At 60.5% G+C, this 25,146-nt stretch carries 25 protein-coding genes; 17 read left to right on the top strand and 8 right to left on the bottom strand.

What is annotated here, in order from left to right; all coding sequences use genetic code 11:
• Positions 1-79: 79 nt before the first annotated feature.
• Positions 80-658, bottom strand: coding sequence for a DUF6436 domain-containing protein (locus AC1DIS_RS13215; protein WP_086944381.1), 579 nt, complete (start codon positions 656-658; stop codon positions 80-82).
• A 97-nt stretch (positions 659-755) separates the two neighbouring features.
• On the opposite strand from AC1DIS_RS13215, the gene bipL reads away from it, so the two are divergent.
• Entirely contained in the window at positions 756-1,703 is a 948-nt protein-coding gene (bipL, locus tag AC1DIS_RS13210; RefSeq protein WP_018928641.1) for a phospholipase BipL, read from the top strand.
• 42 nt (positions 1,704-1,745) lie between these two features.
• Here bipL and AC1DIS_RS13205 read toward each other — a convergent pair whose 3' ends face one another.
• A complete protein-coding gene (locus AC1DIS_RS13205) occupies positions 1,746-2,498 on the bottom strand; it encodes a DUF2059 domain-containing protein (RefSeq protein ID WP_018928642.1) in 753 nt (250 codons plus the stop codon).
• Positions 2,499-2,631: 133 nt separating this feature from the next.
• On the opposite strand from AC1DIS_RS13205, the gene AC1DIS_RS13200 reads away from it, so the two are divergent.
• Together AC1DIS_RS13200 and AC1DIS_RS13195 are read left to right on the top strand one after the other, a co-directional pair.
• Positions 2,632-3,264, top strand: coding sequence for a 2OG-Fe(II) oxygenase (locus AC1DIS_RS13200; protein WP_018928643.1), 633 nt, complete (start codon positions 2,632-2,634; stop codon positions 3,262-3,264).
• A gap of 2 nt (positions 3,265-3,266) precedes the next feature.
• Positions 3,267-3,752, top strand: a complete 486-nt coding sequence (locus AC1DIS_RS13195) for a 2-thiouracil desulfurase family protein (RefSeq protein ID WP_018928644.1) — start codon at positions 3,267-3,269, stop codon at positions 3,750-3,752.
• Positions 3,753-3,781: 29 nt separating this feature from the next.
• Here the strand turns inward: AC1DIS_RS13195 and AC1DIS_RS13190 are convergent, their stop codons facing one another.
• Positions 3,782-4,366 (bottom strand): transporter substrate-binding domain-containing protein, encoded by a 585-nt coding sequence (locus tag AC1DIS_RS13190; protein WP_477743609.1) that lies wholly within the window; start codon positions 4,364-4,366, stop codon positions 3,782-3,784.
• Between the two features lie 140 nt (positions 4,367-4,506).
• Between AC1DIS_RS13190 and AC1DIS_RS13185 the strand changes: the two genes are divergently transcribed.
• Entirely contained in the window at positions 4,507-4,932 is a 426-nt protein-coding gene (locus tag AC1DIS_RS13185) for a DUF4399 domain-containing protein (RefSeq protein WP_086944382.1), read from the top strand.
• A 77-nt stretch (positions 4,933-5,009) separates the two neighbouring features.
• Here the strand turns inward: AC1DIS_RS13185 and serA are convergent, their stop codons facing one another.
• Complete coding sequence (serA, locus tag AC1DIS_RS13180) at positions 5,010-6,239, bottom strand: phosphoglycerate dehydrogenase (RefSeq protein WP_018928647.1); 1,230 nt, start codon at positions 6,237-6,239, stop codon at positions 5,010-5,012.
• 204 nt (positions 6,240-6,443) lie between these two features.
• Between serA and AC1DIS_RS13175 the strand changes: the two genes are divergently transcribed.
• The 4 genes from AC1DIS_RS13175 (at position 6,444) to AC1DIS_RS13160 (ending at position 10,652) form a co-directional block, all read left to right on the top strand.
• The gene (locus tag AC1DIS_RS13175) at positions 6,444-7,838 is read left to right on the top strand and encodes an FAD-binding oxidoreductase (protein ID WP_018928648.1); all 1,395 of its coding nucleotides are present in this window, start codon (positions 6,444-6,446) and stop codon (positions 7,836-7,838) included.
• A gap of 38 nt (positions 7,839-7,876) precedes the next feature.
• A complete protein-coding gene (locus tag AC1DIS_RS13170) occupies positions 7,877-8,542 on the top strand; it encodes a fumarylacetoacetate hydrolase family protein (protein ID WP_018928649.1) in 666 nt (221 codons plus the stop codon).
• 181 nt (positions 8,543-8,723) lie between these two features.
• Positions 8,724-9,659, top strand: a complete 936-nt coding sequence (locus AC1DIS_RS13165) for an SdiA-regulated domain-containing protein (protein ID WP_018928650.1) — start codon at positions 8,724-8,726, stop codon at positions 9,657-9,659.
• Positions 9,660-9,746: 87 nt separating this feature from the next.
• Positions 9,747-10,652 carry an SdiA-regulated domain-containing protein gene (locus AC1DIS_RS13160; protein WP_477743610.1) on the top strand — a complete coding sequence of 302 codons (906 nt, stop codon included), beginning with the start codon at positions 9,747-9,749 and terminating at the stop codon, positions 10,650-10,652.
• 62 nt (positions 10,653-10,714) lie between these two features.
• Here AC1DIS_RS13160 and rpiA read toward each other — a convergent pair whose 3' ends face one another.
• The gene (rpiA, locus tag AC1DIS_RS13155; protein WP_018928652.1) at positions 10,715-11,386 is read right to left on the bottom strand and encodes a ribose-5-phosphate isomerase RpiA; all 672 of its coding nucleotides are present in this window, start codon (positions 11,384-11,386) and stop codon (positions 10,715-10,717) included.
• A 349-nt stretch (positions 11,387-11,735) separates the two neighbouring features.
• Between rpiA and ilvA the strand changes: the two genes are divergently transcribed.
• Together ilvA and AC1DIS_RS13145 are read left to right on the top strand one after the other, a co-directional pair.
• Positions 11,736-13,250 (top strand): threonine ammonia-lyase, biosynthetic, encoded by a 1,515-nt coding sequence (gene ilvA / locus AC1DIS_RS13150; protein WP_018928653.1) that lies wholly within the window; start codon positions 11,736-11,738, stop codon positions 13,248-13,250.
• Positions 13,251-13,289: 39 nt separating this feature from the next.
• Positions 13,290-13,718 carry a DUF2269 domain-containing protein gene (locus AC1DIS_RS13145; RefSeq protein ID WP_018928654.1) on the top strand — a complete coding sequence of 143 codons (429 nt, stop codon included), beginning with the start codon at positions 13,290-13,292 and terminating at the stop codon, positions 13,716-13,718.
• A 117-nt stretch (positions 13,719-13,835) separates the two neighbouring features.
• On the opposite strand, the gene AC1DIS_RS13140 is transcribed toward AC1DIS_RS13145, so the two are convergent.
• Positions 13,836-14,492, bottom strand: coding sequence for a histidinol-phosphatase (locus tag AC1DIS_RS13140; RefSeq protein ID WP_018928655.1), 657 nt, complete (start codon positions 14,490-14,492; stop codon positions 13,836-13,838).
• A 143-nt stretch (positions 14,493-14,635) separates the two neighbouring features.
• On the opposite strand from AC1DIS_RS13140, the gene AC1DIS_RS13135 reads away from it, so the two are divergent.
• Together AC1DIS_RS13135 and ptsP are read left to right on the top strand one after the other, a co-directional pair.
• On the top strand, positions 14,636-15,115 hold the full coding sequence (locus tag AC1DIS_RS13135; protein ID WP_007897732.1) for an RNA pyrophosphohydrolase: 480 nt from the start codon (positions 14,636-14,638) through the stop codon (positions 15,113-15,115).
• Positions 15,116-15,137: 22 nt separating this feature from the next.
• The gene (ptsP, locus tag AC1DIS_RS13130; RefSeq protein WP_018928656.1) at positions 15,138-17,417 is read left to right on the top strand and encodes a phosphoenolpyruvate--protein phosphotransferase; all 2,280 of its coding nucleotides are present in this window, start codon (positions 15,138-15,140) and stop codon (positions 17,415-17,417) included.
• A 175-nt stretch (positions 17,418-17,592) separates the two neighbouring features.
• On the opposite strand, the gene AC1DIS_RS13125 is transcribed toward ptsP, so the two are convergent.
• Positions 17,593-18,339, bottom strand: a complete 747-nt coding sequence (locus AC1DIS_RS13125) for an NRDE family protein (protein WP_477743611.1) — start codon at positions 18,337-18,339, stop codon at positions 17,593-17,595.
• A gap of 134 nt (positions 18,340-18,473) precedes the next feature.
• Between AC1DIS_RS13125 and AC1DIS_RS13120 the strand changes: the two genes are divergently transcribed.
• The 3 genes from AC1DIS_RS13120 to AC1DIS_RS13110 all read left to right on the top strand — a co-directional run bounded on the left by AC1DIS_RS13120 (position 18,474) and on the right by AC1DIS_RS13110 (position 21,188).
• Complete coding sequence (locus AC1DIS_RS13120) at positions 18,474-19,256, top strand: sulfite exporter TauE/SafE family protein (RefSeq protein WP_105340765.1); 783 nt, start codon at positions 18,474-18,476, stop codon at positions 19,254-19,256.
• An 83-nt stretch (positions 19,257-19,339) separates the two neighbouring features.
• On the top strand, positions 19,340-20,152 hold the full coding sequence (gene lgt, locus AC1DIS_RS13115) for a prolipoprotein diacylglyceryl transferase (RefSeq protein ID WP_064621002.1): 813 nt from the start codon (positions 19,340-19,342) through the stop codon (positions 20,150-20,152).
• 64 nt (positions 20,153-20,216) lie between these two features.
• A complete protein-coding gene (locus AC1DIS_RS13110) occupies positions 20,217-21,188 on the top strand; it encodes a thymidylate synthase (RefSeq protein WP_477780912.1) in 972 nt (323 codons plus the stop codon).
• A gap of 93 nt (positions 21,189-21,281) precedes the next feature.
• Here the strand turns inward: AC1DIS_RS13110 and cadR are convergent, their stop codons facing one another.
• A complete protein-coding gene (cadR, locus tag AC1DIS_RS13105) occupies positions 21,282-21,731 on the bottom strand; it encodes a Cd(II)/Pb(II)-responsive transcriptional regulator (protein WP_007897786.1) in 450 nt (149 codons plus the stop codon).
• A gap of 84 nt (positions 21,732-21,815) precedes the next feature.
• Between cadR and AC1DIS_RS13100 the strand changes: the two genes are divergently transcribed.
• Together AC1DIS_RS13100 and AC1DIS_RS13095 are read left to right on the top strand one after the other, a co-directional pair.
• Entirely contained in the window at positions 21,816-24,134 is a 2,319-nt protein-coding gene (locus AC1DIS_RS13100) for a heavy metal translocating P-type ATPase (protein WP_477748473.1), read from the top strand.
• Positions 24,135-24,150: 16 nt separating this feature from the next.
• Positions 24,151-25,014 (top strand): LysR family transcriptional regulator, encoded by an 864-nt coding sequence (locus AC1DIS_RS13095; protein ID WP_018928662.1) that lies wholly within the window; start codon positions 24,151-24,153, stop codon positions 25,012-25,014.
• Positions 25,015-25,146: the final 132 nt, after the last annotated feature.

The following is a 25,146-nucleotide window of genomic DNA, read 5'->3' as shown; positions in this document are numbered from 1 at the left end:
TGCCGCCCGTGTGGGCTGCAAACGTGTAGCACAGACCTCCTGTGCCGGGCATCGCGGTCCTGGAAAAGTCAGGAATGCCTTACTTCGCCACCGCGGGCCACGGGCAGTAGCAACCCACCGCCATCGTATGGGTGGCGTTCACCGCCCTGCCTGCGTTCAGCGCTTGCAGGATAGGCTCGATAAAACTGTTGCTCGAATTGCAGGTCAGGCCTTCGCTGTACGGGCCGAAATATGCCAGCTTGCCGTCGCGGTCCCATATCGCCACTGCCGGACTGGCGGGAATCTGTTCGGAGCCAGGCAGGACAGCGAGGGTTTTCAGGCGGCTCAAGGTGCCGGGCAACTGGCCGTGACTGCCGGGCTTTTGTACCGTATAGAACTCGACGCCCTGCGGTACATATTGCTCAACCAGTTCAGTCAGGTGTTGTTGGTTGCCGACATTGCATGGGCAGGCCGGGTCCCAGAAGTGCACCAGGCGAATGGCGCCGGGGCCGGCGAGTTCGTCGGGCAGGCGCAACGGGTCGCCGGAGAACACGGCGGTGTGCGAACTGAAGGCTCGCAGGTAGCGTCCCTGAAACCAGTCGTAAGCGGCCCACAGCACACTGGCACACACAAGGGCGAGCAGGCTGGCAAGCAGTGTGGTGCGATAGGCCGGGCGCATGGGTTTCAATCCTCGAAGGTCGGCTAGCTTGCCATGCTTGCTGCGACAGATGAATATCGCAGGCCGATAAAGTCCGTTTAGCGCTCTGGAATAGCCCATGTCTGCCACTTTCGATCCCGATCATTTGCGTGCCAGCCTGCGGCCGTTGGCCGAGTGGCGGCCGCTGTCGACGGAGGCCATGGCCTATCAGCGTTTTTACGGGCTGGATTTTCCACAGCGGACCCTGCGCCGTGGCTTGGGGCGTTTCGAGATCGATGGTTATGAAGTGGTCAGCCAGCTCTGGTGGCCCGAGCGGGCGAAGGCGACGCTGTTTCTATTTCACGGCTTCTACGATCACACCGGGCTCTACCGGCATGTGATTGAGTGGGCGCTGGACCAAGGGTTTGCGGTAATCGCCTGCGACCTGCCGGGGCATGGCTTGTCCAGTGGCGAACGGGCGAGTATCAAGGACTTCGCCGAGTACCAGAGCGCCCTGCAAGGCCTGCTGGCCGAGGCGCAGTCGTTGGGCCTTCCGCAGCCCTGGCACTTGTGCGGGCAAAGCACCGGCGGGGCGATTGTGATCGACCATGTACTCAATCAAGGTGCGAGCAGCCCGGCCCAGGGGCAAGTGATTCTGCTGTCGCCCTTGGTGCGGCCGCGAGCCTGGGGTTGGTCGCGGCTCAGTTATTACCTGCTCAAGCCGTTTGTCAAAGGCATCGCCCGGCGCTTCAGCGAGAATTCCAACGACCCTGACTTCCTCGCGTTCCTGCAGGCCGATCCGCTGCAACCGCTGCGTCTGCCAACGGCCTGGGTCGGTGCGCTGGGACGGTGGATCAAGCGTATCGAAGCGGCACCGAGCAGCCCGCGGCGGCCGCTGATCGTGCAGGGGCAGGCGGACATGACCGTGGATTGGGAGCACAACCTTGAAGTGCTGCGAGGCAAGTTCGATCGGCCCCAGGTGTTGATGCTGCCTGAGGCGCGGCATCATCTGGCGAATGAGTCGCCGGGGCTGCGGCAGGAGTATTTCGGGTTTTTGACCAAGCGCATGAGTCGGGATCGGCGGTGACATTTCGATAGTCTTCGCGGGCCATTTCACGGACGCCAAAAATTACTGGGTCAGGCTCGACGTACTTTGCCCCACTGCCAACCCCGCCCGAATCGCCGCCAATGCCGCTTGGTAATAAGCCTTGCCTTCAGAGGACTCGGCAAAGGTCGAAAACTCTTCCAGTTCGTCATCCGACAGGTCGCGATAGACATACAGCAGCGTGTTGTTCAGGTCGGCGCCGATCTGCTCCATCAGGCGCTGGCGCTGACCGTTCAACATGCCTTGAGCCTGACCGTTGCCGAGCAAGCCAGGGATCATCGAACTCAGGCTGTCGGCCGCGACGCCTGCGATCGCCAGGCTGACTTCAGCGCCGGCCTCGCGGGCGGGCAGGGCCTGGGCCAGGTGGCCGATGATCAGTTGACGGGTATCGCTGGCTTGCATCTTCGGCAAGCCCTTGGCGTTTTTCGCCAATTGATCGCGACGGGTCGCCAGCAGTTCGGCGGCGACGATTTTCTTGCCCAGGGGCGATTGAAAGAAGGTCAGCGCAGGTTTCGGGTCGGCGAGCTTCTTGCGCAGTTGCGCTTCGGCGCGCTGGTCCATGGCCTTGGGGGCGAACCGCAGATTGCTGTTGTCGACCAGGGCCTGGAACACTGCCGGTGGCAAGCTGTTCTGATAGCGCTGCTGAGCGGCCGAGAGAGCATCGTTGAAATGCGCGCGTTGTTCTGGCCAACCGGCGACCTTGTACAACTGGTCGTGGCCGTCCGCCCAGGCGGGCAAAACGCAGAACATCAACAGTGAGAAAAGCAAGCGACGCATAGGGACTCCTGTCAGCAGGCGACTATTCTCCGTGCGGCATTCGTACTTGTCGAGAATTCGTATCAGGTTGAGTACCTTATCCGACCAATCCTCCGCTGCGTGGCTCTGTCGGATTTGCGGGCACAGGAATACTATGCGCGCCATGCACATACCCTCTGATCATCCACTGCTGTTACGTATCGTCGACGACCTGGCCGAACACGGCTGGTCGCAGCAGAATATTTTCCTGCCCCTGGACCTGACCCGGGCGCTGGCCGCCGAATGTCGTAAACGTGCCGCCGAGGGTGAGCTCGCCCCGGCCGCCGTGGGGCGCGGGGCGTTTTCGGAGATTCGCGAGGGCATTCGCGGCGACCATATCCAGTGGCTCGAACCCGGCCAGGCCGAGTCCTGCGACAGCTACCTGGGGTTGATGGACAGCCTGCGTGAGGCGATGAATCGTGGTTTGTTCCTGGGCCTGGAAGATTTCGAAAGCCATTTCGCCCTGTACCCGCCCGGCGCTTTCTACCTCAAGCATGTCGACCGTTTCCGTGACGACGACCGGCGCATGGTCTCGGCGGTGATCTACCTCAACGACGCCTGGCTGCCCGAGCATGGCGGTCAGTTGCGCATGTACCTGGACGAAGGCGTCGAACACGATGTGGTGCCCACCGGCGGATGCCTGGTGGTGTTCCTGTCGGGCGACGTGCCCCACGAAGTCCTGCCCGCGACCCGAGAACGCCTGTCCTTGACTGGCTGGTTCCGCCGTCGTGGCAACGAGCCGTTCTGATCATGCAAAAGATTCTGGTAAGCCGCTGTTTGCTCGGTCACCGCGTCCGTTACGACGGCGGGGCCAGCGGGCCGTTCGATCTGTTGGAACAGTGGATTGCCGAGGGCCGGGTGGTGCCGTTGTGTCCGGAAGTCGCTGGCGGGTTGCCGACACCCAGGGCTGCGGCGGAAATTCCCGGCGGGCAGGGCGGTGAAGTGCTTGATGGCCTTGCATCGGTCATCACCACCGAGGGCGAGGACGTCAGTGCCGAGTTTCTATCGGGGGCTTCTCAGGCGCTGGAGCTGGTGCAACAGCACGGCATCCGGATTGCCGTGCTCAAGGCCAACAGCCCGTCTTGCGGGAATCTGCTGACCTATGACGGGACGTTCAGTGGAGTGAAGGTCAGCGGTGAGGGCGTGACCGCCGCGCTGCTCAAGCGCCATGGTGTGCAAGTCTTCAGCGAGCTGGAGTTGCCGCAAGCGGCGCAGGCCCTGGCAACCCTGAAGTAACAGCCCGCAGGGTTACTCATTCGCCCGAATCAAGGTTTCGGCGCCACACCCGCATCAGCCCCAAACCACTTGTGCTCCAGCGCCTCCAGCCGGCCATCGGCCTTGATCCGCTGCATTGCATTCTCAAGGCTGGCATGAAACGCCGGATTACCCTTCTGAAACGGAATCGCCAGGCTCACAGGGGTGGCCTTCGGTTTTTGTTCCGTCAGCGACTGCACCAACAGGATTGATCGCGGTTGCTCTTCTTTCTGCGCGATCAATTGTGCGTTGGTGTGAATGTAAGGTTCGCTGAAGTCGAAACGATCCTTCAGGTCCGGGGTCAGTGCTATGTGATTGATGGCAACGTCGTATTTGCCGCTTTCGACGCCGGTCATCAGATCGTCGGAATCGGTGACGACGAAGTCGGCCCGTACATCCAGCTCATTGGCCAGCAGTTGACCCAACTCGACCTCGAACCCGGTCAGTTTGCCGTCATCCTTGAAATTGAAGGGCGGTGTATTAGCCTCAAGAGCAATGCGCAATTCGCCGCGGTCGTTTACATCGTCCATCAGTTCGGCATGAGCCAAAGGGCTCAAAAGGGGTAGCAGGCAGATCAGGCCAGGCAAAAAGCGCATGGTCACTCCTTTGAATTCATTTATCTATCGCGACGCGCTGTTCAGGCTCGCTTTGCTATGGTTATTGAGTGCCTTCGACAACGAATGGCCGTTAAGTTGTTCACGGTCGAGCGAATTTTACGGAAAAACTGGAGAAGAGAATGAAAAGCTTTATGTCACGAGCAGCATTGGCTGGTGTGCTGATGGGTGTTTCGGTGCTGGCCGGTGCCGCCACCCCGGCTCCGAAGGGGGCAGAAGTGTTCATCGTATCTCCTGCGGACGGAGCCACGGTCGCGCAAACCTTTACAGTGAATTTCGGCGTCAAGGAAATCGCACTGGCACCAGCGGGCGACACCACCAAAAACACTGGGCACCACCATCTGCTGATCGATGTCGACAAACTACCGGCTGCCGGCGCTCCGATTCCAAACGATGCCAATCACATGCACTTTGGCAAAGCGCAAACTCACGCTGAAATCAAACTGGCACCGGGCAAGCACACCTTGCAGCTCGAACTGGGCGACAGCGGTCACATGCCGTTCGATCCGCCGATCGTGTCGAAGAAAATCACCGTGACGGTGAAGTAGCTTTTCCACAGCGATGAAAAAGCAGCCGTAAAAAAGGGAGCTCCGAGGAGCTCCCTTTTTTGTCGCTCAAGTCGCGATCAGAACAACACGCGGCAACGAATGGTGCCGTTGATGTGCTGCAGCTTCTCTTGCGCCATTTCCGAGTAATCGGCATCCACGTCGATCACGACGTAGCCGACTTTCTCGTTGGTCTGCAGGAACTGACCGGAAATGTTGATGCCGTTTTCGGCGAAGACCTTGTTGATCTCGCTCATCACACCCGGAATGTTTTCGTGGATGTGCAGCAGACGGTGCTTGCCAGGGTGAGCCGGCAAGGCCACTTCCGGGAAGTTCACGGACGATACCGACGTACCGTTGTCGCTGTACTTGACCAGTTTTTCCGCCACTTCCAGGCCGATGTTAGCCTGCGCTTCAGCGGTAGAACCACCGATGTGCGGGGTCAGGATCACGTTGTCCAGGCCACGCAGCGGGCTTTCGAACTCTTCTTCGTTGGAGCGTGGCTCCACCGGGAATACGTCGATGGCCGCGCCGATCAGGTGCTTGTCCTTGATCGCGTCCGCCAGGGCGTCCAGTTCGACCACGGTGCCGCGCGCGGCGTTGATCAGGATGCCGCCCTTCTTGATGGCGCGGATTTCCTTCTCGCCGATCATCCACTGGGTGGCAGCGGTTTCCGGAACGTGCAGGGTGACGATGTCGGACATGCCCAACAGCTCGTGCAGGTTGCCGACCTGGGTGGCGTTGCCCAATGGCAGCTTGGTCACGGTGTCGTAGAAGTAAACCTGCATGCCCAGGCCTTCCGCCAGGACCGACAGTTGAGTGCCGATCGAGCCGTAACCGACGATACCCAGCTTTTTACCGCGGATTTCGAAGGAGTTGGCTGCGCTTTTGATCCAGCCGCCACGGTGGCAGGAAGCGTTCTTCTCAGGGATGCCGCGCAGCAACAGAATCGCCTCGGCCAGCACCAGCTCGGCAACGGAGCGAGTGTTGGAGTACGGCGCGTTGAATACCGCGATACCGCGTTCGCGAGCCGCGTTGAGGTCGACCTGGTTGGTGCCGATGCAGAAACAGCCGACAGCCACCAGTTTCTTCGCGTGATCGAAGATCTCTTCGGTCAGTTGAGTGCGGGAGCGAATGCCGATGAAGTGAGCATCAGCGATCTTTTCCTTCAGCTGGGCGTCCGGCAGAGAACCTGTGAGGTACTCGATGCTGGTGTAGCCCGCCGCCTTGAGGACGTCGACAGCCGATTGGTGGACGCCTTCGAGAAGAAGGAACTTGATCTTGCTCTTATCGAGAGAAGTCTTGCTCATCTGCGTAAACCTGTGTCCCGGAGAAAAAATGGCAGGGAAGGGAGCAGCCAGAGCTGACCCGGACGGCAGGAAAGCCGTCGCCGCAGAACAGCCTTTGGGCACTATCCTGCGGGGTCGGTATGCTAGCATATGCGACCTGCTAACACTCATTCTGCGACGTGAAGCGTACTCAGGATGACCATGAATTGTTCGAGAGTTCTGTCGATGACCAATCCTGCGCTGATTGATGAGCTGAAGACCCTGGTTGAGCCTGGCAAGGTGCTGACCGACGCCGACTCCCTGAACGCTTACGGCAAGGATTGGACCAAACATTTCGCCCCGGCCCCGACGGCCATTGTGTTCCCCAAGACCATCGAGCAGGTCCAGGCCATTGTCCGTTGGGCCAATGAACACAAGGTTGCGCTGGTGCCGTCCGGCGGTCGTACCGGGCTTTCTGCCGCAGCAGTGGCGGCCAATGGCGAAGTGGTCGTGTCCTTCGACTACATGAACCAGATTCTCGACGTGAACCTCACCGATCGCACCGTTGTTTGTCAGCCGGGCGTGGTTACCGAACAATTACAGAACAAGGCTGAAGAGCACGGTTTGTACTATCCGGTGGACTTCGCTTCGGCAGGTTCCAGCCAGATAGGTGGCAATATCGGCACCAATGCCGGCGGGATCAAGGTGATTCGCTACGGCATGACCCGTAACTGGGTGGCCGGCATGAAAGTCGTCACCGGCAAGGGCGATCTGCTGGAACTGAACAAAGACCTGATCAAGAACGCCACCGGCTACGACCTGCGTCAGCTGTTCATCGGCGCTGAAGGCACCCTGGGTTTTGTCGTCGAAGCCACCATGCGTCTGGACCGTGCGCCGAAAAACCTCACCGCGATGGTGCTCGGTACAGCCGATTTCGATTCGATCATGCCGGTATTGCACGCGTTCCAGAGCAAACTTGACCTGACTGCCTTCGAATTCTTTTCCGACAAAGCCCTGGCCAAGGTCATGGCACGCGGCGATGTGCCGGCGCCATTCGAATCCGACTGCCCGTTCTATGCGCTGCTGGAATTCGAAGCGACCACCGATGAAGTAGCCAACCACGCCCTGGAAACCTTCGAGCACTGCGTCGAGCAGGGCTGGGTGCTGGACGGCGTGATGAGCCAGAGCGAAACCCAGTTGCAGAACCTCTGGAAGCTGCGCGAGTACATCTCCGAAACCATTTCCCACTGGACGCCGTACAAAAACGACATTTCGGTCACTGTGTCGAAAGTCCCGGGGTTCCTGAAGGAAATCGACGCGATCGTCGGCGAACACTACCCGGACTTCGAAATCGTCTGGTTCGGCCACATCGGCGACGGCAACCTGCACTTGAACATCCTCAAGCCGGATAACCTGAGCAAGGATGAGTTCTTCGCCAAGTGCGCCACCGTCAACAAGTGGGTGTTCGAAACCGTCGAGAAGTACAACGGTTCGATTTCCGCCGAACACGGCGTGGGCATGACCAAACGTGACTACTTGACCTATAGCCGCTCACCGGTTGAGATCGAGTACATGAAAGCCGTCAAAGCGGTGTTCGACCCGAATGGCATCATGAACCCGGGCAAGATTTTCGCTGTTTGATTCTTCGAACTTTAAGAGCACGAAGCAGGAGTCGGTCAATGAGCTATCAGCACCAGTATGTCGACGGAACGCGTATTCATTTTCCGCTGGGGAAAGTGGTGTGCATCGGCCGCAACTACGCCGAACACGCCAAGGAACTGGACAACCCGGTGCCCACCGAACCACTGCTGTTCATCAAGCCCGGCAGCTGCGTGGTGCCACTGGAAGGCAGCTTCAGCATTCCGACCGAGCGCGGTTCGGTGCATTACGAAGCAGAAATAGCGGTGCTGATCGGCAAGCCATTGTCGACCAAGCCGAGCCGCGAAGAAGTGCTGGATGCCATCTCCGGCTTCGCCCCGGCCCTGGACCTGACCCTGCGCGACAAGCAGGCCGAGCTTAAAGCCAAGGGCCTGCCGTGGGAAATCGCCAAGTGCTTTGACGGTGCGGCGGTGATTGCGCCATTCGTGGCTGGCAGCACGTTTACCGACCTGACCGACATCGGCATCCGCCTGACCATCAATGGTGAAGTCCGCCAGGATGGCAACACCAAGGACATGCTCAATCCGATCGTGCCGATGATCCAGTACATGGCCGGCTGCTTCTCGCTGCAGGCCGGTGACGTGATCCTCACTGGCACGCCGGTGGGCGTTGGCCCGCTGAACGTCGGTGACGAACTGGTGCTCGAATTGCCGGGTGTCAGCCGCTTTACCAGTAGCGTTCTCTAAAAAGCAAAAAATCGCAGCCTGCCGCAGGCTGCGATCTTTTGATCTTGGCTGCCCACACAGGGCAATCCGGCCATTTCCCGTTTTTTTCACATTTTGTCTGGATAATTCCGGGGCTTATGGCATCTGAGCCTGTCCCAATGTGCTATTACCCATAGCCTGAATTTCTGGAACGCATCCCTGAATGGCCATCGAATCGCTGCCCAAGCTGAAAACTGCCCGCCGCTCGCGCTTTGTCATGCGTTGGTATTTCTGGCTTTTACTGGTGGCGGTCGCCGCTTATGGCCTTGCGTTTGCGATGCATTGGGATGATCGCGGTGTGCTCTGGGTGAAGGAGCGCTTCGAAAGCCCTGCCGAACGAAAAGAGAGTGTCTGGCTGCCGGACTATCGGGCGGTGATCGACGCCAAACTGCTGCCGGGGATGGAGAAGGACGAAGCGTCGGACGTGTCTTACGACCCGCAGACCAAAACCCTGTTCTCCGTGATGGGCAAGAACCCGTTCCTGGTCGAGCTGACGTTGCAAGGCGACGTGTTGCGCAAAATGCCGCTGGTGGGGTGGAGCAACCCGGAAGGGGTGACGGTAATGGGCAATGGTTTGCTGGCGATTACCGATGAGCGCGAACACCTGCTCTCGATCGTCAAGGTCGATGCCGATACGCGCGAGCTGAACATCGCCAATTTCCCGAAGTACGATCTCGGCCCCTCGAAAAACCAGAATAAAGGCTTCGAAGCCGTCGTCTGGGATGCCCGTCGCCAGCAACTGCTGCTGGGTGAAGAGCGTCCACCAGCGCTGTTCAGCTGGAAAAGCGATGGCAGCCAGATCCTGAAGGGTGACAAGCAGAAACTCTCCAGCGACGCACTGGATGTCCGTAACCTGTCGGCCCTGGCCATCGATCCGCGCACCGGTCACACCCTGGTGCTGTCCGCCGACTCTCACTTGTTGCTGGAACTGGACGAGAAGGGCGAGCAGGTCAGTTTCATGACCTTGCTCGGAGGGTTCAATGGCCTGAAGAAAACCATTCCCCGTGCCGAAGGCGTCACCATGGACGAAGCAGGCACGCTGTACATGGTGAGCGAGCCGAACCTGTTCTACCGCTTCGAAAAGCAACAGGTTCGGTAGTTGCGGTAGAAGGTCGCGGGCCATTAGGGTTTTAATTCAGGCAGCCGTGGTGTTTCATCCGCCCGTCCTGTTTCCGAGTTTGCCTGAATGCGTCGACTTGTCCGCCCCAAACCCCTGATGCTGATCCTGTCGGTCATTGCCCTGATCCTGTTGGTTGCCGTCGGCCAGTACCAGCGCCTGTTCGAGCGCAGCGGGTTCAATGTGCAGGCGCTATGGCAGCCGATGAATGCCCAGCCCATTGGCCTGGACCAGTATCAGGTGGCGATCGAGGCGCGAGTCATTGACGGTCTGGACGACGATGTTTCCGCGCTGACCTTCGATCCCGTGCGCAAAAGCCTGTTCACGGTCACCCACAAAAACGCCGAGCTGATCGAGTTGTCCCTGGAAGGCAAAATCCTGCGGCGTGTGGCGCTGGTCGGGTTCGGCGACCCGGAAGCAGTGGAGTTCATTAGCGCTGACACTTACGTGATCACCGATGAGCGTGAGCAACGGCTGATCAAGATTCATCTGCGCAAGGGCACGACGTTCCTCGATGCCGCGGACGCCGAGCAGATGACCCTCGGCGTGCACATGAGCGGCAACAAGGGTTTCGAGGGTTTGGCCTATGACTCGGTGGGCAAGCGCTTGTTCGTCGCCAAGGAGCGCGACCCGATGCTGATCTACGAAGTGCAGGGCTTTCCCCATTACAACCCGGAGAAGTCCTACGCGGTGCACGTGGTGAACAATCCCAAGCGCGATGGCGGAATGTTCGTGCGAGACCTGTCGAGCCTGCAATATGACGAGCGCAGCGGCCATTTGCTGGCACTGTCCGATGAGTCGCGGTTGATTCTTGAACTGGATGTGGACGGGCGACCGCTGAGCACCCTGTCACTGAACAAGGGTCGTCAGGGATTGCACAAGCCGGAAGGCATTGCCATGGATGACGACGGCACCCTGTACCTCGTCAGCGAGCCGAACCTGTTCTATGTCTTCAAAAAACCGTCGCAACCCTGACCAACATCCCAAAACTAAATTGTAGGAGCGAGCAAGCTTCGCTCCTGCAAATGGGTGTGGCATCAGGCCTTGAGGGTTTTCACGCCTTCGCTTGTGCCCAACAGCAGCAAGTCCGCCGGGCGCGCCGCGAACAAACCGTTGGTGACCACGCCGACGATGGCGTTGATCTGTGCTTCCAGCTCCACCGGGTTGGTGATCTGCATGTTGTGCACGTCAAGGATGATGTTGCCGTTATCGGTCAGCACACCTTCACGGTAAACCGGGTCGCCGCCCAGCTTCACCAGTTCGCGGGCCACGTGGCTGCGAGCCATCGGGATCACTTCCACCGGCAATGGGAACGCACCGAGCACCGGCACCAGTTTGCTGGCGTCGGCGATGCAGATGAAGGTCTTGGCCACGGCCGCCACGATCTTCTCGCGGGTCAGGGCTGCACCGCCGCCTTTAATCAGGTGCAGGTGCTCGTCGCTTTCATCGGCGCCGTCGACGTAGAACTCCAGATCGCTGACGGTATTGAGCTCATACACCGGAATACCGTGGCCCTTGAGGCGCGCGGCGGTGGCTTCGGAACTGGCCACTGCGCCGTCAAACGCGCCTTTGTGCTTGGCCAGGGCGTCGATGAAGCAATTGGCGGTAGAGCCGGTGCCGACCCCGACGATGCTCTTGTCATCGAGTTTCGGGAGGATGAAGTCGACGGCGGCCTGAGCCACTGCCTGTTTGAGTTGATCCTGGGTCATGCGGGCTCCGAGGTGCCGAAGAGGGGGACGAAAGGCCGGCATTATAGGCCTCGCGATGTGGAAGGTCATTGCCAGTGTGTCGAATGGAGACGAGGGGGCTTGTCTGTGGCGAGGGAGCTTGCTCCCGCTCGGCTGCGCAGCAGTCGTAAAACCTGCCAATACAGTGTGTTTGAAGAAACGGGCTGCCTGTTTTGGGGAGCACTTCGCACTCCAGCGGGAGCAAGCTCCCTCGCCACAATGAGTCTCTTGCGTTTGCGAGTGGCTAAAACCACCTGTTTAGTGTGGTCGCCCGCCCGAAAGCCGGGTTAGACTCCTTGGCCCTGCCCAACCCGTTCAGTGATGCTTTCCGATGCTCGAACAGTACGTCAAAAAGATCCTCACCTCGCGCGTTTATGACGTTGCCGTAGAAACCCCATTGCAGACTGCTCGCCAGCTCTCCGAGCGGCTGGGCAACGAGATTTGGCTCAAGCGTGAAGACTTGCAGCCGGTGTTCTCGTTCAAGATTCGCGGCGCTTACAACAAGCTGACGCAACTGAGCGATGAAGAGCGCGCCCGTGGCGTGGTCACCGCTTCGGCGGGCAACCATGCGCAAGGCCTGGCCCTGGCAGCCAAAGTGCTGGGCGTGAAAGCGACCATCGTGATGCCCAAGACCACCCCGGAGATCAAGGTCGAAGGCGTGCGTTCGCGCGGCGGCAAAGTGGTACTGCACGGCGATTCGTTCCCGGAAGCCCTGGCCTACTCGCTGAAACTGGTCGACGAAAAAGGCTACGTCTACATTCACCCCTACGACGATCCCCACACCATTGCCGGGCAGGGCACGGTGGCCATGGAGATTCTGCGCCAGCACCCGGGGCGTCTGGATGCGATCTTCGTTCCGGTGGGCGGTGGCGGATTGATCGCCGGGATTGCGGCGTACGTGAAATACCTGCGTCCGGACATCAAGATCATCGGCGTCGAACCGGATGACTCCAACTGCCTGCAAGCCGCCATGGCGGCCGGTGAGCGCGTGGTGTTGCCGACCGTGGGCCTGTTTGCCGATGGCGTCGCGGTGGCGCAGATCGGCCAGCACACCTTCGATATCTGCAAAGACTACGTTGATGAAGTGATCACCGTCAGCACCGATGAAATCTGTGCGGCGATCAAGGATATCTACGACGATACCCGCTCGATCACTGAACCTGCCGGCGCCTTGGGCGTGGCCGGGATCAAGAAATACGTCGAGCAACGTGGCGTCACCGGCCACACCTTCGTGGCCATCGATTCCGGCGCCAACGTCAACTTCGACCGCTTGCGACACGTCGCCGAGCGTGCCGAGCTGGGCGAGGGCCGCGAAGCCATCATCGCCGTGACCATCCCCGAGAAACCGGGCAGCTTCAAGGCGTTCTGCGAAGCCATCGGCAAGCGCCAGATCACCGAATTCAACTACCGCTATAACACCGGCAGCGAAGCGCACATCTTTGTCGGCGTGCAGACCCATCCGGAAAACGACCCGCGCAGTGCGCTGCTCGCCAGCCTGACCGAGCAGGGTTTTCCGGTACTCGACCTGACCGACAACGAACTGGCCAAATTGCACATTCGCCATATGGTTGGCGGGCGTGCCGCCCAGGTGGTCGATGAGGTGGTGCTGCGCTTCGAGTTCCCGGAGCGTCCGGGTGCGTTGTTCAACTTCCTCAACAAGCTCGGTGGGCGCTGGAATATTTCGATGTTCCACTACCGCAACCACGGCGCGGCGGATGGCCGTGTGGTCGCGGGCCTGCAAGTGCCCCACGACGAGCGTCATCTGGTACCGGCGGCGCTGGAAGAAATCGGCTACCCGTACTGGGACGAAAGCGACAACCCGGCCTATCAGCTGTTTCTCGGCTGAGCGGCTACGCTGATGGGCAGCCTATAAGGAATTCGAACAATGGAAACGTTAACCGCCCTCAAAGTCGCGCATGGCGTGGCGACGGTGCTGCTGTTGATCAGCGCACTGGGGCTGGCAATCTGGGTCTGGCGCACTCGTCGTAACGGTGATGCGACGGCGCCTGCGCGTACCTTGCAGCGACCGCAGGTGTTCATCTGGTTGTTGATGGGCCTGGCGCTGTTGAGCATGCCGTTTACCGGCTGGTGGATGGTGCATCTGGTGGGCTGGCCGTTGGGGCAGACCTGGTTGCTGGCGTCCAGTGTGCTGTACACCGTGGCGGCGCTGGGCTGGTTCTGGCTGCTGGTGCGGCTCAATCGGCTGCGCAAGGCGCCGGCGGCGGGGAATGGGAAGTTTACGTTGGCGTTGGCGTTGTTCAGTTTTGTCTGCTTGATCGCCATTGCGGGGTTGATGGGGGCCAAGCCGGTATAGCGCGGAATCTGTAGCTGCTGCGAGGTGCGAGGCTGCGATGGGCTGCGAAGCGGCCCCGAAGGGCGGTCCTGCGGACCGCAACGCAGCCTCGTACCTCGGCAGCTGCTACAGGCTTAATCAATCGCGCAAACTGATCACCGGCCAGCCACGTTTCTCGGCCTCGGCCCGCAAGTTAGGGTCCGGATCGACCGCGATCGGATTCGTCACTTGCTCCAGCAACGCCAAGTCGTTCATCGAGTCGCTGTAGAAATAACTGTCTTCCAGGCTGTGGCCGGTTTCTTCCAGCCAACGATTCAACCGGGTCACCTTGCCTTCACGGAAGCACGGGATATCGGTGCTGCGCCCGCTGTACCGGCCGTCGATCATTTCGCATTCGGTGGCGATCAGGGTTTCAACGCCTAAACGCGTGGCAATCGGCCCGGTCACAAAACGGTTGGTGGCGGTGATGATGACCAGCTTGTCGCCGGCCTCACGGTGTTGGGCCAACAGTTCGAGGCCCTTGGGCAGCACGAGCGGTTCGATGCAGTCGCGCATGTAATCCAGGTGCCATTGATCCAGTGTCGCCATTTCGGTGCGGCCGAGGACTTCCAGGCAGAAGTTCAGGTAGGCGGCCTGATCCAGCTTGCCGGCCAGGTAGTCCTGATAGAACTCGTCGTTGCGTGCCTTGTAGGCGACGGCGTCGAGGAAACCGCGTTCGCACAGATAATCGCCCCAGGCGTGGTCACTGTCGCCGCCCAGAAGCGTGTTGTCCAAGTCGAATAAAGCCAGCCGCATTGCAGTTACTCGCTGAAAAGTCTGTAGAAAGGTCTCCAGAATACGGACTTTTCACAAGAGTGCACATAAGGTAGGTCGGCTCGTTGCTGCTTTCACAACCTTTGTGGAACAATGCGGCGACATGCGTTTGCGAGGTTGTTGCCGTGATCGACCCCGATGGTTTCCGCCCCAATGTCGGGATCATTCTGACGAATGATGCTGGCCAGGTGCTATGGGCTCGCCGAATCAATCAAGATGCCTGGCAGTTTCCACAGGGCGGGATCAACCCCCAGGAGACGCCGGAAGACGCCTTGTACCGCGAGTTGAACGAAGAAGTGGGCCTGGAGCGCGAAGATGTTGAAATTCTCGCCTGCACCCGGGGCTGGTTGCGTTATCGTTTGCCGCAACGTCTGGTCAGAACGCACAGCCAACCGCTGTGCATCGGCCAGAAGCAGAAATGGTTTCTCCTGCGCCTGATCTCCAACGAGCAGCGGGTGCGGATGGATTTGACCGGTAAACCGGAATTCGATGGCTGGCGCTGGGTCAGCTATTGGTATCCGTTGGGCCAGGTGGTGACATTCAAGCGCGAGGTGTATCGACGCGCTCTCAAAGAGCTTGCCCCGCGCCTTTTAGCGCGCGACTGACGACGGAGTTCGACCCCGAGCCATGCTCAATACGCTGCGCAAGATCGTCCAGGAAGTTAACTCCGCCAAGGATCTCAAGGCGGCGTTGGGGATTATTGTGTTGCGCGTCAAAGAGGCCATGGGCAGCCAGGTCTGCTCGGTCTACCTGCTTGATCCAGAGACCAACCGCTTCGTGCTGATGGCCACCGAGGGCTTGAACAAGCGCTCGATCGGCAAAGTCAGCATGGCACCCAACGAAGGTCTGGTCGGCCTGGTCGGCACGCGTGAAGAACCCCTGAACCTCGAAAACGCCGCGGATCACCCGCGCTACCGTTACTTCGCCGAGACCGGTGAAGAGCGCTACGCGTCGTTCCTCGGGGCGCCGATCATTCACCACCGCCGCGTCGTCGGCGTGTTGGTCATTCAACAAAAGGAACGCCGCCAGTTCGATGAGGGTGAAGAAGCCTTCCTCGTGACCATGAGCGCGCAGCTCGCCGGCGTTATCGCCCATGCCGAGGCCACCGGTTCGATCCGTGGCCTGGGCCGTCAGGGCAAAGGTATCCAGGAAGCAAAGTTCGTCGGCGTACCGGGTTCGCCGGGCGCGGCGGTCGGCACCGCAGTCGTCATGCTGCCGCCGGCCGATCTGGATGTGGTGCCGGACAAGACCATCACCGACATCGATGCAGAACTTGGGCTGTTCAAGACGGCCATCGAAGGCGTGCGCGCCGACATGCGTGCCTTGTCCGCCAAGCTGGCAACCCAGCTGCGACCTGAAGAGCGGGCGCTGTTCGACGTCTACTTGATGATGCTCGACGATGCCTCGCTCGGCAGCGAAGTCACCACCGTGATCAAGACCGGTCAGTGGGCCCAGGGCGCGTTGCGTCAGGTGGTTACCGATCACGTCAACCGTTTCGAACTGATGGACGACGCCTACCTGCGTGAGCGGGCCTCGGACGTCAAGGACCTCGGCCGCCGTTTGCTCGCCTACTTGCAGGAAGAGCGGCAGCAGACGCTGGTCTACCCCGACAACACCATTCTGGTCAGCGAAGAACTGACGCCGGCGATGCTCGGCGAGGTGCCGGAAGGCAAGCTGGTGGGCCTGGTGTCGGTACTCGGTTCCGGCAACTCCCACGTGGCGATCCTGGCGCGCGCCATGGGTATTCCGACGGTGATGGGCCTGGTCGACCTGCCGTACTCCAAGGTCGACGGCATCCAGATGATCGTCGACGGCTACCACGGCGAGGTCTACACCAACCCGAGTGACGTGCTGCGCAAGCAGTTCGCCGACGTGGTCGAGGAAGAGAAACAACTGGCCCTCGGGCTGGATGCATTGCGCGACCTGCCGTGCGTAACGGTCGATGGCCACCGCATGCCGCTGTGGGTCAATACCGGCCTGCTGGCGGATGTGGCACGGGCGCAGAAGCGCGGTGCCGAGGGCGTGGGCCTGTACCGCACCGAAGTGCCGTTCATGATCAACCAGCGTTTCCCGAGTGAAAAGGAACAGCTGGCGATCTATCGCGAGCAACTTGCCGCGTTCCATCCACAACCAGTGACCATGCGTAGCCTGGACATTGGCGGTGACAAGGCGCTGTCGTACTTCCCGATCAAGGAAGACAACCCGTTCCTCGGCTGGCGCGGGATTCGCGTGACCCTCGACCACCCGGAAATCTTCCTGGTGCAGACCCGCGCCATGCTCAAGGCCAGCGAAGGCCTGAACAACCTGCGTATTCTGCTGCCGATGATTTCCGGCACCCATGAACTGGAAGAAGCCTTGCACCTGATCCACCGGGCCTGGGGCGAAGTCCGCGACGAAGGCACCGACGTGCCGATGCCGCCGGTTGGCGTGATGATCGAGATTCCGGCAGCGGTGTATCAGACCAAGGAACTGGCGCGGCAGGTGGACTTCCTGTCGGTCGGCTCCAACGACCTGACTCAGTACCTGCTGGCCGTGGACCGAAACAACCCACGGGTGGCCGACCTCTACGACTACCTGCACCCGGCGGTGCTGCAAGCCCTGCAGAGCGTGGTGCGCGATGCGCATGCCGAAGGCAAACCGGTGAGTATCTGCGGCGAAATGGCCGGTGACCCGGCGGCGGCAGTGCTGTTGATGGCAATGGGCTTCGACAGCCTGTCGATGAACGCCACCAACTTGCCGAAAGTGAAGTGGATGCTGCGTCAGATCAACCTGAGCAAGGCCAAGGAGTTGCTGGCGGAGCTGATGACCATCGACAACCCGCAAGTTATCCACAGCTCGCTGCAACTGGCGCTGAAAAACCTTGGGTTGGCACGGATGATCAATCCGGCTTCGGTCAAGACCCTCTAGGTCAGCGGCGGCCCTGTGGCGAGGGAGCTTGCTCCCGTTCGGCTGCGAAGCAGTCGTGATTCAGCCGATGCGATCTTTATGAAAGAACGCATCGGCCGGATCGGGAGCGCTTCGCGCTCCAGCGGGACGGTGCGGCGATCCGACAAGCTCCCTCGCCACAATTAATCGCCCGACTTCAAATCCTGATCTCTACCTCCCCCAAATGCCCCCCATACGGCCCGAAACTCCGCTCGACCATATGCCGCATCCCATTTGCCTGAACAATCAACGCCGTGCTCGCCCGCGTCCCATAAGCCTGGCTCTTGATAAACACACTCGACAACAACGTCTCGGTGGCTTGCCCCACGCCAGTGTCCGGCAGCTCGGCAAGTGGTGCGATCTGCGGATCGCTCAGCAAGGCCAATAACGCCTGTGGTTGTGGATCGTCCAGGACTTCGCTCAACGCTGCCTTGGCCTTGAGCACTTTTGGCCACGGCGTATCCAGCCCCGCGTTCGATAACCCATAAATCCCTGGTTCGAGCCTGACCGCCGCGGTTTCCCGAGCGTTGAAGTGCCAGAGCTCTTTGGCATTGCCGGCCAGCAGATTGAACCCGGCATATTCAGCCGAACGTGCGATAACGTCGCTTAAATAGTCTTCAATGGGCGTTTCCCCGCTGAGAAACTGCGCCACCAGTTCGCCTCGCGACTTGGCGGCCGGCGGTTGAAGGGGATTACGGATGTTGGTCAGTGCGGCGAAGCGCCCATTGGCGCCGACACCGAGCCACGTACCGCCGGCCTCGAGGTCACGCCCGGCGTAGACATGCGGGGCGTGCGGCCATTGCGCCAGGGGCAGGCTGGGCCGGGCATAGAATTCGTCGCGGTTGGCCGCCACGATCAGCGGCTGGGCATGACCCGGCCGCCAGGCAAAGACAATCAGGCACATAAGGTGGTCCTTGTGTGTTTTTTGCTCACTCTACGCAGACATCGCTCATCGATCCATCGCCATCCGCAGTGGAGCCCGAGGCCATGCATCCGTTACCATGCCGCTCCTGTTTCGGGATGCTTGGGGATGTGGCCATGGAATTTCTGCTCTATCTGGCGCTGGGCGCCTGTGCGGGCGTGCTGGCCGGGCTGTTTGGGGTAGGCGGCGGGATTATCATCGTCCCGGTGCTGGTGTTCAGCTTCACCTTGCAGGGATTTGATCCGTCGATCCTGACGCATCTTGCAGTCGGTACTTCCCTGGCGACGATCATTTTTACGTCGGTCAATGCGGTTCGCGAACATCATCGCCGCGGCGCCGTGCGTTGGCCGATTTTTGCCTGGATGACTCTCGGCATTCTGATCGGTGCCGGTTTCGGCGCGCTGACCGCCGAAGCGATCTCCGGGCCGAATTTGCAGAAAATCATCGGCGTATTCGCGTTGATCATCGCTGTTCAACTCGCCTTGGACTTCAAGCCCAAGGCCAGCCGAACGGTGCCCGGTAAAGTCGGTCTGACCGTGGCCGGCAGTGTGATTGGCTGGGCTTCGGCGATTTTCGGGATCGGCGGCGGCTCGCTGACCGTGCCATTCCTGACCTGGCGCAGCGTACCGATGCAGCAAGCGGTGGCCACTTCGTCGGCCTGTGGCCTGCCCATCGCCTTGGCAAGTGCATTAAGTTTCATGATTCTGGGCTGGCACGATCCACTGCTGCCGGCCCATAGTCTCGGTTTTGTTTATTTGCCGGCGCTGCTGGGGATCGCTCTGACCAGCATGGTCTTCGCCCGCCTCGGTGCACGACTGGCCCACAGGCTGTCGCCACGCTTGCTGAAAAGACTGTTTGCCGCTTTGCTGTTTTGCGTCGGCTTGAACTTCCTGCTCTGACACCTAACGCAATCCTGGCTTAATCCTGGCGTGACAGCGTCGCCCGGGAATTTTGAAGGTTTCAACTCTAACGAGGAGTCGCAATGCTGCCTTACCCGCAGATCGACCCGGTGGCCCTGGCCATCGGTCCGCTGAAAATCCACTGGTACGGCCTGATGTATCTGGTCGGCATCGGCGGCGCGTGGCTGCTGGCGTCCCGTCGGCTGAACCGCTTCGACCCGACCTGGACCAAGGAGAAACTCTCCGACATGGTGTTCTGGATGTCGATGGGCGTCATCGTCGGCGGCCGCCTGGGTTATGTGCTGTTTTATGATCTGAGCGCTTACCTGGCCAACCCGATGTTGATCTTCGAAGTGTGGAAGGGCGGCATGTCGTTCCACGGTGGCTTCATCGGTGTGATGCTCGCAGCGTTGTGGTTTGGTAAAAAGAACAACAAGTCGTTCTTCCAGCTGATGGACTTCGTTGCGCCGATGGTGCCGATCGGTCTGGGTGCCGGGCGCATCGGCAACTTCATCAACGCCGAGTTGTGGGGCAAGCCGACCGACGTGCCGTGGGCGATGATCTTCCCGCCGTTCAGCGACCCGGCGCAGTTGCCGCGTCACCCGTCGCAGCTGTACCAGTTTGCGCTGGAAGGTGTGGCGCTGTTCCTGATCCTCTGGCTGTTCTCGCGCAAGCCACGGCCGACCATGGCGGTATCCGGGATGTTTGCGCTGTTCTATGGCATTTTCCGTTTCATTGTCGAGTTCGTCCGCGTTCCGGATGCGCAACTGGGCTATCTGGCGTGGAATTGGCTGACTATGGGCCAAGTGTTGTGCGTACCGATGATCGTCGGCGGTCTATTCCTGATCTGGCTGGCTTATCGACGCGCCCCGGCGGCCCCCGCAGCGGCTGTATAAGCAGCTGGCGCAAAAAATTCGAACCCCGGGGCGACGGCTCCGGGTTCAAGGACACAGGTAATTCATGAAGCAATATCTCGATCTGGTCGCCCACGTCATCAAGAACGGCACCAAACAGGCCAACCGCACCGGCGTTAACACCATCAGCTTTCCGGGTGCGATGCTGCGCTTCGATTTGCAGGAAGGTTTCCCGGCGATCACCACCCGCAAGATGGCCTTCAAGTCGGCCATCGGCGAGATGTGCGGTTTTCTGCGCGGGGTGAACAACGCCGCTGAATTCCGTGCGCTGGGTTGCAAGGTCTGGGACCAGAACGCCAACGAAAACGCCCAGTGGCTGGCCAACCCGTTCCGTCAGGGCGAAGACGACCTCGGCGAGATCTACGGCGTGCAATGGCGCAAATGGCCGGCGTATAAGCAAATCCCGGTCAGCAACCAGGCCGCCATCGAGCAGACCCTGAGCCAGGGTTATCGGCAGATTGCTGAAGGCGAAGAAGATGGCCRGGCGTATGTGGTGTTGTACAAGGCGATCGACCAGATCCGCCAGTGCGTCGACACCATCATCAAGGACCCAGGCAGCCGTCGCATTCTGTTCCACGGCTGGAACGTTGCGCAGCTCGATGAAATGGCCCTGCCGCCGTGCCACTTGCTGTACCAATTCCACCCGAATGTCGAGACCAGGGAAATCTCCCTGACCCTCTACATCCGCTCCAACGACCTGGGCCTGGGCACGCCGTTCAACCTCACCGAGGGCGCCGCGCTGCTGAGCCTGATCGGTCGCCTGACCGGTTACACGCCGCGCTGGTTCACCTATTTCATCGGTGATGCCCACGTCTACGAAAACCACCTGGACATGCTCAACGAACAGCTCAAGCGCGAGCCATTCGCCATGCCGAAGCTGAAGATCTCCGATCGCGTGCCGGAGTTCGCCAAGACCGGTGTGTACCAGCCGGAGTGGCTGGAGCTGATCGAGCCAAGTGATTTCTCGCTCGAAGGCTATGAGCACCACGCTCCGATGACGGCGCCGATGGCGGTCTGAGTCTGGCACCGCTTCGCGGTGTTCGCGGGCAAGCCTCGCTCCTACAGGTTCACACGATACCTGTAGGAGCGAGGCTTGCCCGCGAAGGCATTCTTAATGCCCATGGCTTCGGCCGACATGGGAATGCTCAACCTCCGTCGCCACAACCCCGCCACTCACCTCCAGCCGCTGCAAAATCCCGCACTGATCGATATCCGGCCCTTCGCTGCAGCGTTGGCGCAGGTCGAGCAGTTGTGTCTGCAAGGCCAGCAAGCCGTCGATTCGTGCCTTCACATGATGGATATGCTCGTCGATCAACGCGTTGACGTTTTCGCATTGATCCTGCGGGCTGTCGCGCAGGGCCAGCAGACTGCGGATTTCCTCCAGGGTCATGTCGAGGGTCCGGCAGTTGCGGATGAAGGTCAGGCGTTCGGCGTGGGCCTGGGTGTAGACGCGGTAATTGCCGTCGCTGCGGGCCGGTTCCGGCAGCAGGTTTTCGCGCTCGTAGTAGCGGATGGTTTCCACGGCGCAGTCGGTGAGTTTCGCCAGTTCTCCTATTTTCATCGCGTCAATCTCCAAAAGGGTGCTTGACCCTATAGTGGCTACAGGGTCTTTACTTGGCAACAGGCACCTTCATGGACGCGACCAATGAGCGATTCTCTTCACACCCACAAACCCGAGGCTGATCACGATCACGATCACGATCACGATCACGATCACGATCACGATCACGATCACAGCCACAAGCTGCAGCCTGTGCCCCAGCGTGCCCATGGTAGCCATGATCATGGCGGTCACGGCGATTCCTGCTGTTCCTCCAAAGCGGCGCCATCGCTGATCAAATTGAGCGAGACGCCGACCGCCGGCGCGCGGCTGAGCAGCTTCCGCATCGAGGCCATGGACTGCCCGACCGAGCAGACGCTGATCCAGAACAAACTCGGCAAGCTTGCGGGCGTGCAGCAACTGGAGTTCAACCTGATCAACCGGGTGTTGGGCGTGACCCATGACCTGCCAGGCACCGCGCCGATCATCGAGGCGATCAAGTCCCTCGGCATGCACGCCGAGCCGCTGGAGCAAGGCGTCGAAGCGCCAATACCTGTGCCAGAGAAAAAACCTTGGTGGCCATTGGCGCTGTCCGGCGTTGGTGCGTTGGCGGCTGAAGTGATCCACTTCACTAACGCGGCGCCCACTTGGGTGGTGGCGGTGATTGCGCTGATCTCAATCCTCAGTGGCGGCCTGGGTACCTATAAAAAGGGCTGGATCGCCCTGAAAAACCTCAATCTGAACATCAACGCGCTGATGAGCATCGCGGTGACCGGTGCGGTCCTGATCGGCCAGTGGCCGGAAGCGGCGATGGTGATGTTCCTGTTCACCGTCGCCGAGTTGATCGAAGCCAGGTCCCTGGACCGGGCGCGCAACGCCATCGGCGGACTGATGCAGATGGCGCCCGAGCAAGCCACGGTGCAGCAAGCCGACGGCAGTTGGGTCGCACAACCGGTGAAAAGCATCGAACTGGGCGCACGGGTGCGGGTGCGTCCCGGTGAGCGGATCGGTCTGGACGGCGAAGTGTTGTCTGGCAGCTCGACCATCAACCAGGCGCCGATCACCGGTGAAAGCCTGCCGGTCGAAAAAACCATCGGCGACAAAGTGTTCGCAGGCACCATCAACCAGTCCGGTTCACTGGATTACACCGTGACCGCAGCGGCCGACCACTCGACCCTCGCGCGGATCATCCACGCCGTCGAACAGGCCCAGGGCGCGCGGGCGCCGACCCAGCGCTTTGTCGACAGCTTTTCGAAAATCTACACACCGGCTGTATTCATCCTGGCCCTCGCCGTGGCGGTGATCCCGCCGCTGTTCATGGACGCGCTGTGGTTCGACTGGATCTATCGGGCACTGGTGTTGCTGGTGGTCGCCTGCCCATGCGCCTTGGTGATTTCCACTCCGGTGACCATCGTCAGCGGCCTCGCGGCAGCGGCGCGCAAAGGGATTCTGGTCAAGGGCGGCGTCTACCTGGAGCACGGCTACAAACTCGACTACCTGGCCCTCGACAAGACCGGCACCCTCACGCATGGCAAACCGGTGCAGACCGACTATTTGTCCCTCGACCCGACCGCCGATCAAACAGCCCCGGCCCTTGCGGCGGCGCTGGCTGGTCGCTCGGATCACCCGGTGTCGCTGGCCATCGCCAACGCGGCAGTTGTGGATAACCAGCGCGCGCCGCTGACTGTGGATAACTTCGAAGCCTTGGCGGGGCGTGGAGTACGCGGTGAGATCAATGGTGAGCTCTATCACCTGGGCAACCATCGACTGGTGGAAGACTTGGGCCTGTGTTCTCCAGCGCTGGAAGAAAAACTGTTTGCTCTGGAGAAACAGGGCAAGTCGGTGGTGCTGTTGCTCGACAAGTCGGGTCCGCTGGCCTTGTTTGCCGTCGCGGACACCGTGAAAGCGACCAGTCGCGAAGCGATCCAGCAGTTGCATGAACTGGGCATCAAAACCCTGATGCTGACCGGTGACAACGTTCACACCGCCGAGGTCATCGCCGCCCATGTGGGCATCGATCAGGCGCAAGGCGATCTGTTGCCAAGCGAGAAGCTGCAGGCCATCGAAACGCTGTATGCCCAGGGCTATCGCGTGGGGATGGTCGGCGACGGCATCAACGACGCTCCTGCACTGGCGCGGGCCGAGATCGGTTTCGCCATGGCGGCCGCCGGGACCGACACCGCCATCGAAACCGCCGATGTCGCCCTGATGGACGACGATCTGCGCAAGATCCCGGCCTTCATCAGCCTGTCGCGGCAGACCTCCAATATCCTCAAACAGAACATTGCCCTGGCATTGGTCATCAAAGCGATCTTTCTTGGGGTAACCTTCGCCGGGATCGCCACCATGTGGATGGCGGTGTTCGCCGACATGGGCGTGAGCCTGTTGGTGGTGTTCAACGGTTTGCGCCTGTTGCGCAAATAGACGATGAGGAACGGGTGTGCTGAGTGCCGAGCTGAAGGCGTTTTACATGGTGGCCCGGCTGGGCAGCATTACCCTGGCGGCGAAAAAGCTCGGCCTGAGCCAACCGACGGTGACGACCCAGATCCGGCACCTGGAAAGCCAGTATTCGGTTGAGCTGTTCTACCGTGGCGGCCGCCGCCTCAGCGTCAGCGACGAAGGTGCGCGGCTGTTGCCGATGGTCAAGGCACTGCTGCAGCAGGAAGCCGATATCGAGTTCTTCCTGCGTAACAGCGGTCAGGTCCAGGGCACGTTGCGCATCGCCGCCACGGCGCCGTATTACATCCTCGATCTGGTGAAGACCTTTCGCGAGCGCTTGCCGCAGGTGGAGGTGTCGGTGGAAATCGGCAACTCCCAGCAGGTGCTCGAAGCGCTGGAGGATTACCGGGTCGATGTCGCCGCGTCCTCGCAGTTGCTCGACGATGCGCGGCTGATCCGCCGGGTACTGGGCAGTGACCCGCTGGTGTTGGCGGTGCATCGTAATCATCCTCTGGCGGTGCATGACCATGTGCCGCTCAGTGCGCTGGCGGGGCACACCTTGTTGATGCGCGAGTCGGGCTCGACCACCCGGCGCTTGACCGAAGAGTTGCTGGCCAGTGCCGGGGTGAGTTTCGGGCCGCTGCTGGAGATTGGCAGCCGCGAGTCGATTCGTGAAGCGGTGCTGCGCAACATCGGCATCAGCATCATTGCCCGGCAGGAAGTGCCACACGACCCGCAATTGCGGGTGCTGACCCTCGAGAATGCGCCGCAGATTCCCGAGTACCTGTACTGCCTCAAGGAGCGAAAAGGCGCCCGGCTGCCGGCGGCGTTTCTCGGACTGGCACAGGAAATGGCCCCGGCGTAGATCCCTGTGGCGAGGGAGCTTGCTCCCGCTGGACTGCGCAGCAGGCCCATTTTCTGGGGCCGCTTCGCAACCCAGCGGGAGCAAGCTCCCTCGCCACAGGTTACTCATCGCTCGTTCTACCCAACCCAAATC

This window comes from Pseudomonas sp. 05N433 (assembly GCF_056396925.1).
Note: the sequence above shows the minus strand (reverse complement) of the source record. Positions and strands in the feature narration are given on the sequence as shown.

What these genes read in the sequence shown, in the direction of transcription:
- AC1DIS_RS13215 (WP_086944381.1), bottom strand. Translation starts at nt 658, where the DNA reads ATGCGCCCGGCCTATCGCACCACACTGCTTGCCAGCCTGCTCGCCCTT.
- bipL (WP_018928641.1), top strand. Translation starts at nt 756, where the DNA reads ATGTCTGCCACTTTCGATCCCGATCATTTGCGTGCCAGCCTGCGGCCG.
- AC1DIS_RS13205 (WP_018928642.1), bottom strand. Translation starts at nt 2,498, where the DNA reads ATGCGTCGCTTGCTTTTCTCACTGTTGATGTTCTGCGTTTTGCCCGCC.
- AC1DIS_RS13200 (WP_018928643.1), top strand. Translation starts at nt 2,632, where the DNA reads ATGCGCGCCATGCACATACCCTCTGATCATCCACTGCTGTTACGTATC.
- AC1DIS_RS13195 (WP_018928644.1), top strand. Translation starts at nt 3,267, where the DNA reads ATGCAAAAGATTCTGGTAAGCCGCTGTTTGCTCGGTCACCGCGTCCGT.
- AC1DIS_RS13190 (WP_477743609.1), bottom strand. Translation starts at nt 4,366, where the DNA reads ATGCGCTTTTTGCCTGGCCTGATCTGCCTGCTACCCCTTTTGAGCCCT.
- AC1DIS_RS13185 (WP_086944382.1), top strand. Translation starts at nt 4,507, where the DNA reads ATGAAAAGCTTTATGTCACGAGCAGCATTGGCTGGTGTGCTGATGGGT.
- serA (WP_018928647.1), bottom strand. Translation starts at nt 6,239, where the DNA reads ATGAGCAAGACTTCTCTCGATAAGAGCAAGATCAAGTTCCTTCTTCTC.
- AC1DIS_RS13175 (WP_018928648.1), top strand. Translation starts at nt 6,444, where the DNA reads ATGACCAATCCTGCGCTGATTGATGAGCTGAAGACCCTGGTTGAGCCT.
- AC1DIS_RS13170 (WP_018928649.1), top strand. Translation starts at nt 7,877, where the DNA reads ATGAGCTATCAGCACCAGTATGTCGACGGAACGCGTATTCATTTTCCG.
- AC1DIS_RS13165 (WP_018928650.1), top strand. Translation starts at nt 8,724, where the DNA reads ATGGCCATCGAATCGCTGCCCAAGCTGAAAACTGCCCGCCGCTCGCGC.
- AC1DIS_RS13160 (WP_477743610.1), top strand. Translation starts at nt 9,747, where the DNA reads ATGCGTCGACTTGTCCGCCCCAAACCCCTGATGCTGATCCTGTCGGTC.
- rpiA (WP_018928652.1), bottom strand. Translation starts at nt 11,386, where the DNA reads ATGACCCAGGATCAACTCAAACAGGCAGTGGCTCAGGCCGCCGTCGAC.
- ilvA (WP_018928653.1), top strand. Translation starts at nt 11,736, where the DNA reads ATGCTCGAACAGTACGTCAAAAAGATCCTCACCTCGCGCGTTTATGAC.
- AC1DIS_RS13145 (WP_018928654.1), top strand. Translation starts at nt 13,290, where the DNA reads ATGGAAACGTTAACCGCCCTCAAAGTCGCGCATGGCGTGGCGACGGTG.
- AC1DIS_RS13140 (WP_018928655.1), bottom strand. Translation starts at nt 14,492, where the DNA reads ATGCGGCTGGCTTTATTCGACTTGGACAACACGCTTCTGGGCGGCGAC.
- ptsP (WP_018928656.1), top strand. Translation starts at nt 15,138, where the DNA reads ATGCTCAATACGCTGCGCAAGATCGTCCAGGAAGTTAACTCCGCCAAG.
- AC1DIS_RS13125 (WP_477743611.1), bottom strand. Translation starts at nt 18,339, where the DNA reads ATGTGCCTGATTGTCTTTGCCTGGCGGCCGGGTCATGCCCAGCCGCTG.
- AC1DIS_RS13120 (WP_105340765.1), top strand. Translation starts at nt 18,474, where the DNA reads ATGGAATTTCTGCTCTATCTGGCGCTGGGCGCCTGTGCGGGCGTGCTG.
- lgt (WP_064621002.1), top strand. Translation starts at nt 19,340, where the DNA reads ATGCTGCCTTACCCGCAGATCGACCCGGTGGCCCTGGCCATCGGTCCG.
- cadR (WP_007897786.1), bottom strand. Translation starts at nt 21,731, where the DNA reads ATGAAAATAGGAGAACTGGCGAAACTCACCGACTGCGCCGTGGAAACC.
- AC1DIS_RS13100 (WP_477748473.1), top strand. Translation starts at nt 21,816, where the DNA reads ATGAGCGATTCTCTTCACACCCACAAACCCGAGGCTGATCACGATCAC.